This window comes from Rhodococcus sp. MS16, assembly GCF_013277795.1.
GTDB lineage: Bacteria > Actinomycetota > Actinomycetes > Mycobacteriales > Mycobacteriaceae > Rhodococcus_F > Rhodococcus_F globerula.
Map to the genome: position 1 here is coordinate 458,901 of NZ_VBTM01000004.1, position 11,766 is coordinate 470,666.

An 11,766-nucleotide genomic window follows, 5' to 3' on the forward strand; every position below is an offset into this window, starting at 1 on the left:
CGGTGTTTCGCTCAGGGCACGTCCGCCGCGGCGATCGCGCCATCGAACAGGTCTGCCACCTCGCCGAGGGAGTCGAGAATCGGCTGCCCTGATTGTTCGACACGGGCCCGTACCAGTGAACCCTCGAGTGCCGATACAGCCAGTACCGCAAGCCGTTCCGCTCGAGTGTGTGCGACACCCGAGGCAATCAACGAGTCACTCAGTATCGACGACCACTGTCGGTAGACGGCCTGTCCGGCGGCGGTGACGCTCTCTGAATCGGGGGCAAGTTCCAACAGCACCGTCGTGACCGGTGAGCCTTCGTGGAAGTCTGAATCGCTCACCCATCCGACGAGTAACCGGGAGTACTCGCGCAGCAGCGACCCGGCGTCCGGGTGGTTGTCGGCGAGTTCGGTGAGAGTGTTGGCCACCAACTGCCCGCCGACGCGGACGACCTCCGTGCCGATCTGCTCTTTGCCGTCGGGGAAGTAGTGGTAGAGCGAACCTTTCGGGGCTCCGCTCGACTTGAGGATCTCGTTGAGCCCGGTTGCCGCGTACCCCTGGCGTCGAAACAGATCGGCCGCTGCTCGAACTAGTGCTTCGCGGTGTTTCGGGGGAGTCGCCACGAGTTGGAGCTTAAACACCCCGGCGATCCACCACAATCTATGTAGACTGGTCTACATGAAGAATTCCGAGATGCTCGAGCAGTTGCGGGCGGTCAACGCGTCGGCAGCTTTCAACCGGTGGGCCGGATTCGAGGTCGCGGAGGCTGAACCGGGTCGCGTGAGTCTGCGACTCGAGTGGCGTGAGGATCTTGGGCAGTACGCCGGACATCTGCACGCTGCACTGGTTGCGGGGCTTATCGACACCGCGTGCGGATTTGCTGCTTTCACGCAAGTGGGCGTAGTGGCGGCGTCGAACTGCGCGGTCAATTTCGTGAGTCCAGGGGTCGGGACCGCATTTGTCGCCACGGCACGCTCGGTCAAGACCGGGCGCAAGCAGGTATTCGTCACCGCCGAGGTTCATGCCGAACGCGATGGCGAATCGGTGCTCGTCGCGTTCGGCACGACACTTTTGGTGCCACTTGCTCCGGGTTCCGAGGCGAAATAGTCCACACGTCAGGGAATCAGGATGAACTTCCCGGCAGGGTGGGAACTCTGGAGCTCGGCATGAGCCTGGGCGGCGTCGGCCAAGGGAAAAGTCTTGGCGATTTTCACGGTCAAGCGTCCGGCTCCGGCGAGCTCGACGAGTTCGCCCCGGGCCTTCAAGCGAGCTTCGGCACTCTGCGGATTGCCGCCACCGACGGCATTGAATCCGTCGGACTCTGCTCGCCCGAACGCCACGATCGTGACGATGCGGCGCTTATCGGCAACCAGCGCCAGGGACACGTCGACAGCTTCGTCGGTGCCCGCGGTGTCGAATGCGGCGTCCACTGAACCCAGTTCCCGGACTCGGGCTTCGAGTCCGTCGCCGTAGAGCACCGGTGTCGCGCCCAATGATCGGACGTACTCCTGATTGGATGCGCCGGCGGTTCCGATCACCGTTGCACCGCGAGCGACGGCCAGCTGCACGGCAAGTGATCCGACACCACCGGATGCTCCGTGGATCAATACCGTGTCACCCTCGCTGACGCGGATCGTATCGAGTGCGTCGACAGCGGTCCCGCCGACCAGGAGAAGACCGGCTGCCTGCTCCCAACTGATCGAAGAAGGTTTTGGCGTGACGGATGACGAGGGAACCACAACCTGTTCGGAGTACAGGCCACTTCCCGGGCTGACGATCACTTCGTCGCCGACGGCAACTGTCGTGACATCGGGGCCGATCGCTGACACAACTCCGGCAGCCTCACCACCGAGGTGTATCGGCAGTTTGCTCGGATCGGTTCCCCACGCACCGCTGTAGAGCTTGTAGTCGAAGGGATTGACGCCGATTGCTTTGACGTCGACGCGTACTTCTGCGCGCGCCGGCGGCGGAACCTCCACGTCGATCAGCTTCAGAACGTCGGGGTTTCCGTATTTCTGCGCTACCACTGTTTTGGTCATGTGTGGCGCAACGGGCCTCGGTGGAACGATATTCCCGAGACCCGCTGCACCTCCACTGATTTTGTTCGGTGTGACTCGATCAGCGAAGCAAGGTTCCCAGGTCGAGCGGCATGGCAATTCCGGTGATGTGGTGCGCCTCGTCCGATCCCAGGAATGCGACCGCTGCGGCGATGTCTTCGGGCTGGCTGACCGGATCGGGCAGGGTCTGCATGAAGATCGGTCCGAGTGTGTGAGCGTGTTCCGCGATGAGGGGCTGCATATCCGTCATCTGCATCCCGGTGGCCACACCGTGCGGGTGGATGGTGTTGACCCGAATGTTGTACTGCCCCAACTCCGACGCCATGGTCTTCGCGAGACCGGTGATGCCGTGTTTGCTGGCGACGTAGTGGCCGAGAAACGGAAGCCCGCGCAGGCCGGCCACGGAACTGGTGAAGATGATCGAGCCGCCGGTGCCCTGCTTGATCAGGTGCGGGATTGCGGCTTTCGCAGTGTAGAAGACGCCGGTGAGGTTGACGTCCAGCGTTTCCTTCCACTGCTCGGGCGTGATCTCCCAGGACATGTTCGCGGAACAGATTCCGGCATTGGCAACTACGACGTCGAGGCGGCCGAGTTCGGCGATACCGGAGTCGAGTGCGGCCGAGAGCGCGTCGAAGTCGCGGACATCGGTCTTGGTGGCGACGATTCGGCGGTCGAGTGCCTTGACCAGTTCGACGGTCTCGGCCAAGTCGTCTTCGGTTGCTCCGGTATACGAGGTGGAATCGAATTGGACGCACGCGTCGACGGCGATGATGTCGGCGCCTTCCTCGGCGAGCCGAACTGCTTCGGCGCGGCCCTGACCGCGAGCGGCTCCCGTGATGAATGCGACCTTGCCGGTGTAGCGACCTGTGGACATAGTGTGCAACCTCTCGATGGTCCTGTAGTGCTGGTACCAAGAAAGTTAGCGTGGGAAAGTGTGTTGCAGGACACGTGACCCGCTCACCGGAATACACGGGCAGGCCCGGTTTACGGTGATTCGGTCTCGCGAATGAGTAGAGCAGTAGGACCGCCGCGGAAAATATCGCCGGCACGAGACGACTCGATGACGTTGCCGGTTGCTTTGTCGGTCCAGCGGCCCTCCGGTAGCCCGATCACCGTGTCACCCCAGCCGTGATCTGCGAGGACCATCGAATGCCGGGTAGCTAGTGCAACGACGGCGGCCTTCCCACCTCGAGGACCGCGCGAGAATCCGACGACGTGCCCTGAGCTCTCACCGGATGCCAGAACCGGGAGATAGTTGCCGCCGACAAACCAGGAGGGGTACTCGCGTCGCAATGTCAGCGCGGTGCGAACTACATGGAGTTTTGCTGCGCCGGTCGCGTCGACGGAGGTTTCGGTGCTGTCAATCAGCCCGCGACGGACATCGAAGTCGGTCAACCGACGGTTGTCCGGGTCTACCAGCGAATCTTCCCAGAGTTCGGTGCCCTGGTAGATGTCCGGGATTCCCGGTCCGCAGATTTGAAGTAGTTTCTGTCCCAACGAGTCAGACCAGGCATGTCGGGCGATGCGGGAGACAAGTTGTGTGATCGATGCGGCGACCGGGCCGTCGATGACGTTGTCGATCCAGGTGTGGACTGCCGTCTCGAATGACGAATCCGGAGAATTCCACGAGGTCGCGAGCGCGGCCTCGCGAATTGCCTTCTCGGCGTACGCGTGCAGACGTGAGCGGAAGTCGGGGGCAGCCTCACCCACCGGCCACACGCCGACAATGTTCTGCCAGAGGAACAATCCGGTCATCGGTTCCGGGCTGGGTTCCACCTCTTCCCAGTCTTGCACCAGCCTCGACCACACTTCCGGCATCTGCGACAGGACGTTGATCCGGGCGCGAACGTCTTCGCCGCGTTTGGTGTCGTGGGTGGACAGAGAGGTCATCGCTGCGGGCCACAGTCGAGCCCGATCGGAATTGGCGAGGTGGAACTCGGCAACTGAAACGGAGAACGCGGCTGGATTGCCCCCGACTTCTTGCCGCGAGATCAATCGCGCAGTCCGATAGAACAACCGGTCCTCGACGGATTTTGCCATCACTGCGCCGCACACCTGCTGGAAGCGGACCGCCGCCTCGCCACCGCCGGACAGTGCCTGCGCCAGGGCGTTGAAGGCTTCTTCGTGGCCAGGAGCAAGTTCGTGGATTCCGCCGACAATCCGAGCCGTCAGCCCGGCGAGGGGGCTGTAGTCGGAGCGGTACACCGGCATTCGTGCGATGACAACCACAACTGCGTCATTGAGCGCCTTGTCGCTGCATCGGGTTCCGGTTTCGCTGCGAATAGCCCGCACCAGGCGACGGATTTCAGGGGCGAGTTCACCGCGCGCCGTCTCACGTTTGAACTGACGTTCTGTGTGATGTAGCCAGGTGCTGTCGCCGTCGTTGCCGGTCAAGGCGCCGGACAGTTCGGAAAGCTCGTGCTCGCCGCTGGGATCGACAAATACTCCGCCCAGTTGGTTCAGAGCGTCGTACCCGGTGGTGCCGTCGACGGGAAGTAATGGATCGAGTGGTTCGCTGTGCCCGAGAATCTTCTCGATCACGATCCACTGATCCGGTCCCAGCAACGATCGAAGGCGTTCGAGGTATTCCACCGGATCGGCAAGTCCGTCGGGATGATCGATCCGAACCCCGGCGATCAGGCCCTCGTCGACCCACGATTTCAGTTCACGGTGGCAGAGTTCGAAAACCCGCGGATCTTCTTGGCGCAATGCCGCGAGTTCGTTGACGGCAAAAAATCTCCGGTAAGTGATGATTCCGGCGTCCCACGGAACAAGCCGGTACGACTGACGGGCGTGGATTTCCTGAGCCGATCCCGTGCCTGTTCCCGGGGCGATGGGGAACCGATGTTCGTAGAATGCGAGAAGCGGTGTCGCGGTGGCGTGATCGACGGTGAGGGAGTCGAGATCAGCGGGCTTTCCCAACACCGGGAGAGCTAGCTTTCCGTCCGCCCCGTTGTCCTTGTCCCAGTCGATGTCGAAGAAGTCTGCGTACGTAGATGCCCGCCCGTACGTGAGAACATCCCACCACCAAGCATTTTCGTGGGGTTTGGCCACTCCGACGTGATTGGGCACCAAATCGACGATCAGTCCCATGCCGCGTTCTCGGCACACGCCCGACAGCTTCACCAGTGCCTCTCGGCCACCGAGACCCTCAGCGACGGTGGTGGGGTCGGTGACGTCGTACCCGTGGGTCGATCCGGACGTCGCCGTCAGGACGGGGGAGAGGTAGAGATGTGAAACTCCCAGAGTGTCAAGGTAATCGACGATACCGGCCGCGTCGTGGAGCGTGAACGCGTCTGGTCGCAGTTGCAGGCGGTACGTGCTGGTGATCGGCGTCATCGTTGTCTCCTCAGGCCGTTCTGCGAAGGACCATCAATGCACGAGCGCGGACGCCCAGAACCGTTCCGGCTTCAATCACCACATCGCTTTCGCCGGTGGGCATCGAGGTGTCGAGTACCACCGTCCACTCCGCCGCATAGTCGGCATTGGGAGTGGAGAATTCCATGTCTTCGTAATGGGCGTTGAAACACAACAGGAATGAATCGCCCACTACGCGCTCGCCGCGGTAGTTCGGCTCGGGGATAGCTTCGCCGTTGAGGAACACGGCTAACGATTTACCGAAACCGCTGTCCCAATCCGCCGGTGTCATTTCCTCGCCGGCGGGAGTGAGCCACGCGATGTCACGGCTCTGATCACCACTGCGGATGGGCCGACCCTCGAAGAACCGTCGACGCCGGAACACGGGGTTCTTGGCGCGCAACGCGATAGCGCGTTTGGTGAACTCGACGAGGTCGGCGTTGGTCTCCGCCAGTGACCAGTCCATCCAGGACAGTTCGGAGTCCTGACAGTAGACGTTGTTGTTACCCAACTGAGTTCGGCCCATCTCGTCGCCGTGTGCGAGCATCGGGGTGCCCTGGCTCAGCATCAGCGTGGCAAGAATGTTGCGACTTTGGCGCGCGCGGAGTTCGAGGATCTCGGGATCGTCGGTGGGGCCTTCGACGCCGCAGTTCCAGGACCGATTGTGTGATTCGCCGTCATTGTTGTTCTCGCCGTTGGCTTCGTTGTGCTTCTCGTTGTACGAGACGAGGTCGTGGAGAGTGAAACCGTCGTGAGCGATGACAAAATTGATGCTGGCGCCGGGACGCCGACCGGTGGCCTCGTACAGATCGGACGATCCGGTGAGCCTGGACGCGAATTCGCCGAGTGTTGCCGGTTCGCCGCGCCAGTAGTCACGAACCGTGTCGCGGTATTTGCCGTTCCATTCGGTCCACAGTCCGGGGAAGTTGCCGACCTGGTAGCCGCCTTCTCCGATGTCCCACGGCTCGGCAATCAGCTTGACCTGACTGACAACCGGATCTTGTTGCACCAGATCGAAGAACGCGGACAGTCGGTCGACGTCGTGCAGTTCGCGGGCCAGTGTGGACGCGAGGTCGAAACGGAATCCGTCGACGTGCATTTCGGTGACCCAGTAACGCAGCGAGTCCATGATGAGTTGCAACGTGTGCGGATGACGGGCATTGAGGCTGTTGCCCGTTCCGGTGTAGTCCATGTAGTGCGCTTCGTCGCCGTCGACCAGGCGGTAGTAGGCGGCGTTGTCGATTCCGCGGAAGCTGATGGTCGGCCCCATGTGGTTTCCCTCGGCAGTGTGGTTGTACACGACATCGAGGATTACCTCGATGCCGGCCTGATGGAAACTGCGCACCATCGCCTTGAACTCTGCCACTGCAGCATCGGGTTTGGCGGCCGACGAGTAGTCGGTGTGCGGCGCAAGGAATCCGAAGGTGTTGTATCCCCAGTAGTTTCGCAGTCCCTGGTCGAGGAGAACCTGATCGTGCATGAATTGGTGTACCGGCATCAGTTCGATGGCGGTAACTCCGAGGTTGGTCAGGTGGTCGATGATCACCGGATGTGCCAGTCCGGCATAGGTTCCGCGCAGCTCCTCCGGAATTCCGGGGTGCGCGGCCGTCATGCCCTTGACGTGCGCCTCGTAGATCACGGTTTCGTGGTACGGGCGCCCGGGTGAGCGGTCCGACGCCCAGTCGAAGAACGGATTGATCACGACGGTAGACATCGTGTGACCGAGCGAATCATGCTGCGGGAAAGAGATTGTCGAGGGTTCGTCGACCAACTCGTCGTCTTCGATTACGGTGTCGCCGGTATCGACGGTGTCGTCTTCGGGTGTTTCTTCGGCCTGGGTTGCTTCGGCAACTGTTTCGTCGATGCCTGTTTCTTCGCCGGTAGGTTCTTCGGCAGCAGTTTCCTCGAGTTCGCCGGTGTCAGGAATCGTGTTGTCGTCGTCCGCTTCAGCCATGTCGGCCGCATCGATGTCGTAGGAGAACAGCGAACGATCACCGTCGAAGTCGCCGGCAAAGGCCTTGCCGTACGGGTCGAGCAACAATTTGCTGGGGTCACAGCGCAGTCCGGCAGATGGATCGTACGGACCGTGCACCCGGTAGCCGTAGCGCTGACCGGGGGATACCGAGGGCAGATAGGCGTGCCAGACGTATCCGTCCACTTCGTCCATCCGGATTCGGGTTTCGGTTCCGTCCTTGGCGATCAGGCAGAGTTCGACGGCGTCGGCAACTTCGGAGAACAGGGAGAAGTTCGTCCCTGCGCCGTCGTACGTCGCGCCCAGGGGATATGCGCTGCCCGGCCACACGGCGATCGGTGTGCTGGCAGGTTTGTCTGTCGGCGACTGCTCCATGAACGAACCCTATCGCCCACGTCGGACACCCTCTTGTCGGACCGCTTTCCCTCCAACCCTGTCAGGCCTGGCTGCGGGCGACTTCGAGCATTGCGGCTGTGATCTGTTCCACCTCGTGGGCGGAGCAGAGATACGGCGGCATCGTGTACACGAGGTTGCGGAACGGGCGCAGCCACACACCTGATCTGACCGCGGCATCGGTGGCGCTGCGCATGTCGACCGGACGGTCGAGTTCGAGAACTCCGATACCGCCGAGAACTCGGATGTCCTTCACGCCTCGGATCGACTGTGCGTCCGCGAGTCCTCGATCGAGTCCCTCGGTCAATCTCGTCACGTCGCGTCGCCAGTCCATCGCCAGCAGGAGTTCGGTGGACGCGACTGCGATTGCGCAGGCCAGTGGATTGCCCATGAACGTCGGCCCGTGCATCAGGCCGCCGCCCTCGCCTGCGGTGATGGCCTCGGCCATGTCGGTGGTGCACAAAGTGGCTGCCAGGCTCAAATATCCACCGGTCAGAGCTTTGCCGACGCACATGACGTCTGGGCTGACGCCGACGTGATCGGCGGCAAACAGTTCACCGGTTCGGCCGAAACCGGTCGCGATTTCGTCGAAGACCAGAAGGACGTTGTACTTGTCGCAGAGCGCTCGAAGGTCGACGAGGTAGGCGGGGTCGTGGAATCGCATACCGCCTGCGCCCTGAACAACAGGTTCGACAATGACCGCAGCCAGTTCGTGGTGATGCGCGGCGAGCAATCCGTCGAGATGCCGGACGTACTCGGGGTGATACTCGGTTGGCGGTGCGTCCGCAAAAACCTGAGCGCGGAGAACGTCGGTCCAGAGGGAGTGCATGCCGCCGTCGGGGTCACAGACGCTCATCGGGGTGAACGTATCGCCGTGGTATCCACCGCGCCACGTCATCAGGCGATTCTTCGACGGTTTTCCGAGACTGCGCCAGTACTGCAGACACATCTTGACCGCAACTTCGACGGCGACGGAACCGGAGTCCGAGAGAAAGACCTTGTCGAGCCCCGCCGGGGTGATATCCACGAGGAGTTTTGCGAGTGTGGCCGCGGGTTCATGAGTGAGTCCGCCGAACATGACGTGACTCATCTTGCCGAGTTGGGATACCGCGGCGGCGTCGAGAACCGGATTGCGGTAGCCGTGGATCGCAGCCCACCACGAACTCATGCCGTCGACGAGTTGGGTGCCGTCCGACAACGTCAAGGTGGCGCCATGTGCGCTGTCGACGACCAGTGGTTCGGTTGTTGCCGGAAACGCTCCGTACGGATGCCAGAGGTGCGCGGCGTCGATCGCGGAGACGGTGGCTGATTCCTGTCCGAGTGTGTGCACACCTGCACCATAGCGACATGCTTGAACGGCGTTCAAGTATGGTCGGAAATGTGACTACCTCGTTGAACTGGCTCACTGCCGTCGAAACGGAACGCCGCGCCGCCGGATTGCGCCGTGATGTGCGCCCGCGAACTGCCGACTCGCCGCTGATCGACCTCGCGTCCAATGACTACCTCGGATTGGTGCGCCATCCCGAGGTGATTGCCGGCGCCGTGGCCGCATTGGAGAAGTGGGGCGCCGGTGCGACGGGTTCGCGACTCGTGACGGGAAGTACCACCGAACACGAATTACTCGAACTCGAGCTCGCAGAGTTTGTCGGGTCCGATTCCGCCTTGGTCTTCTCGTCGGGCTACACCGCCAATCTCGGTGCGGTCACGGCATTGTCAGGGCCGGGGTCGTTGATCATTTCCGACGCCGGTTCGCATGCGTCGTTGGTCGACGCGTGTCGTCTCTCGCGGGCGAGGGTGGTGGTTGCTCCGCATTCCGACATCGACTTCGTCGCGGCGCAGCTCGAGTCACGAACCGGGGAGCGCGCGCTGGTGGTCACCGATTCGGTGTTCAGTGCCGACGGTGATCTGGCTCCGCTACGCGAACTGCACGGTGTCTGCCGCGAAAACGGTGCATTGTTGCTGGTCGACGAGGCCCACGGTATCGGTGTCCGGGGGAGCGGTGGGCGCGGTCTGGTGCACGAAGTCGGTCTTGCTGGTGAACCGGACGTAGTGGTGACTGCAACGTTGTCCAAGTCCCTCGCAAGTCAGGGTGGGGTTGTCTTGGGGCACAGTAAGGTTCGCGAACATTTGATCGATTCGGCACGAACGTTCATCTTCGACACGGGGCTGGCGCCCGCAGCAGTGGGTGCGGCACGGGCAGCGCTGACGGTTCTTCGTCGGGAGCCGTCGCGCGCGAAGGACGTATTGGATCGTGCGTCGGAGCTGGCCGCGATCACCGGCGTCGGAACGCCTGAATCTGCCGTCGTGTCAGTTGTTCTCGGTGATCCGCAACGGGCGTACGACGCGGCCGCCGAGTGTCGTCGGCAGGGGTTGCACGTCGGTTGTTTCCGGCCGCCGTCGGTTCCCGAAGGAACGTCGCGTCTGCGACTCACCGCTCGCGCTTCCCTGTCGCGAGCCGAGATGGACCAGATCGGTCAGATTCTCGGAAATGTCCTGGCGGAGGCCGCGGTATGAGCATTCTCGTGGTGACGGGGACGTCGACGGACGTCGGAAAGACCGTGGTGACGGCGGCATTGGCGTCGTTGGCGCTGCAGTCTGGGCGCTCGGTTGCTGTCCTCAAGCCGGCGCAGACCGGCGTCGGACTCGGTGAACCCGGGGATCTGGCCGAGATCGATCGTCTGACCGGCGGCGGCGTCACGCTGGCCGAATTGGCGCGGTATCCCGATCCGTTGGCGCCCGACACCGCCGCTCGGCGCAGCGGCCTTCCGATGCTCACGATGGGCGCGGTACTGGCCTGCGCGCGAGAGTTGGATGCCGCTCACGACCTGACGCTGATCGAAGGTGCCGGCGGAGTCCTGGTTCGCCTGGGTGCAGGCAACTTCACGGTGCGCGATGTCGCAGCGGAACTGGGGGCGCCTGCCGTCCTCGTTGCCGCTGCCGGGTTGGGAACGCTCAACCACTGCGCGCTCAGTGTGGAAGCGTTGGCACACAGGGATGTTCGGTGCTCCGGTCTGGTGATCGGGTCGTGGCCGGACGAACCAGGGCTGGCTGAGCAGTGCAACCGCGACGATCTTGTGTCGGTGACCGGTGTTCCGCTGCTCGGATCGCTGCCTGCTGGTAGCGGTTCATTGGAGTCGCGGGAGTTCGCTCGCGTTGCGTCGAGCGAACTTGGGTCAAGTTGTCTAGGTGAGTCGCGATCGCCTGTTGGAGTGGATTGCTTGCCGTGACATGGCAACCGAGGCATTGACGACGGTCTCGCCGAAGCGCTCGAGAACAAGTGACTGGGTAGCCGCGAGGTGAACGCGCGCCAGGCGCTCCGCTTCGGCTGATCGTCCGGCTGCGATTTCTTCGACTACGCGGCGATGCGTGCGAACCGCTTCCTCCGCTTCGCCCTCTGACGGATACTCCCCACGAACGGTGAGTGCCTCCGCCCAGGCTTCTTCCTGCGCGGACCACAGGGCAACATAGCTACTCACCGCATAGCGAATGGTGGCATTCGGGGTGAAGGACACGACAAGATCGTGAAACTCGCGCGCCGCGTGAGTGAAGGCGACGCCGTAGCCGATCTTTCGCGCAGATGCGTCGATGGACGCGGTCAGTGCCGGTACTACGACGCGGTTGCGGTCCGCCCGCTTCGCACATTCGGATGCGCAGAGGGGTTCCAGCATCTGGAGGCCGGATGCGAGGTCGCGCAACGTGACTCGCGCGGCTTGAAGGGAGAGACCAAGGTGGTAGGCGGCCGAAACTTCGTCGGGGCGATGCACGTCGGCGCCGCCGACATTGCCGCGCCGTACCGTCACCAATCCCTCGGTCTCGAGTATGCGCAGTGCTTCCCGGATGGACGGGTAGCTGACACCGAAGTCTTTGACCAGCTGTTCCTGGGTGGCGAGTCGGTAGTTGTCGTCGGCGAGGATGTGGTCGCGAAGTTCGTCGGCAACTGTTTCTGCAATGCGGCGCTGCGGGACGCGGCCGCGCCCGCCGGTATTCACACGGGCACCTTTTTGC

10 protein-coding genes are annotated in these 11,766 nt (G+C 62.6%); 3 read left to right on the forward strand and 7 right to left on the reverse strand.

The window, feature by feature from the left end; all coding sequences use genetic code 11:
* Nucleotides 1-11: 11 nt before the first annotated feature.
* A complete protein-coding gene (locus FEZ60_RS11665; RefSeq protein WP_141484449.1) occupies nt 12-605 on the reverse strand; it encodes a TetR/AcrR family transcriptional regulator in 594 nt (197 codons plus the stop codon).
* Nucleotides 606-660: 55 nt separating this feature from the next.
* On the opposite strand from FEZ60_RS11665, the gene FEZ60_RS11670 reads away from it, so the two are divergent.
* Nucleotides 661-1,089, forward strand: coding sequence for a PaaI family thioesterase (locus FEZ60_RS11670; protein WP_233365247.1), 429 nt, complete (start codon nt 661-663; stop codon nt 1,087-1,089).
* Nucleotides 1,090-1,097: 8 nt separating this feature from the next.
* On the opposite strand, the gene FEZ60_RS11675 is transcribed toward FEZ60_RS11670, so the two are convergent.
* The 5 genes from FEZ60_RS11675 to FEZ60_RS11695 all read right to left on the reverse strand — a co-directional run bounded on the left by FEZ60_RS11675 (nt 1,098) and on the right by FEZ60_RS11695 (nt 9,091).
* Nucleotides 1,098-2,021 carry an NADP-dependent oxidoreductase gene (locus FEZ60_RS11675; protein WP_172936136.1) on the reverse strand — a complete coding sequence of 308 codons (924 nt, stop codon included), beginning with the start codon at nt 2,019-2,021 and terminating at the stop codon, nt 1,098-1,100.
* A gap of 79 nt (nt 2,022-2,100) precedes the next feature.
* Nucleotides 2,101-2,913: a mycofactocin-coupled SDR family oxidoreductase gene (locus tag FEZ60_RS11680; protein ID WP_092800635.1), complete on the reverse strand. Its 813-nt coding sequence runs from the start codon at nt 2,911-2,913 to the stop codon at nt 2,101-2,103.
* Between the two features lie 110 nt (nt 2,914-3,023).
* A complete protein-coding gene (gene treY / locus FEZ60_RS11685) occupies nt 3,024-5,378 on the reverse strand; it encodes a malto-oligosyltrehalose synthase (protein ID WP_172936137.1) in 2,355 nt (784 codons plus the stop codon).
* A gap of 10 nt (nt 5,379-5,388) precedes the next feature.
* The gene (gene glgX, locus FEZ60_RS11690) at nt 5,389-7,743 is read right to left on the reverse strand and encodes a glycogen debranching protein GlgX (RefSeq protein WP_172936138.1); all 2,355 of its coding nucleotides are present in this window, start codon (nt 7,741-7,743) and stop codon (nt 5,389-5,391) included.
* Nucleotides 7,744-7,804: 61 nt separating this feature from the next.
* Nucleotides 7,805-9,091 carry an adenosylmethionine--8-amino-7-oxononanoate transaminase gene (locus tag FEZ60_RS11695; protein WP_172936139.1) on the reverse strand — a complete coding sequence of 429 codons (1,287 nt, stop codon included), beginning with the start codon at nt 9,089-9,091 and terminating at the stop codon, nt 7,805-7,807.
* Nucleotides 9,092-9,129: 38 nt separating this feature from the next.
* On the opposite strand from FEZ60_RS11695, the gene FEZ60_RS11700 reads away from it, so the two are divergent.
* A complete protein-coding gene (locus tag FEZ60_RS11700) occupies nt 9,130-10,275 on the forward strand; it encodes an 8-amino-7-oxononanoate synthase (protein WP_172936230.1) in 1,146 nt (381 codons plus the stop codon).
* A complete protein-coding gene (gene bioD, locus FEZ60_RS11705; RefSeq protein WP_033230968.1) occupies nt 10,272-10,988 on the forward strand; it encodes a dethiobiotin synthase in 717 nt (238 codons plus the stop codon). The genes FEZ60_RS11700 and bioD overlap by 4 nt, the downstream gene beginning before the upstream one ends.
* On the opposite strand, the gene FEZ60_RS33105 is transcribed toward bioD, so the two are convergent.
* Nucleotides 10,944-11,750 carry an FCD domain-containing protein gene (locus tag FEZ60_RS33105; RefSeq protein WP_172936140.1) on the reverse strand — a complete coding sequence of 269 codons (807 nt, stop codon included), beginning with the start codon at nt 11,748-11,750 and terminating at the stop codon, nt 10,944-10,946. The genes bioD and FEZ60_RS33105 overlap by 45 nt on opposite strands.
* Nucleotides 11,751-11,766: the final 16 nt, after the last annotated feature.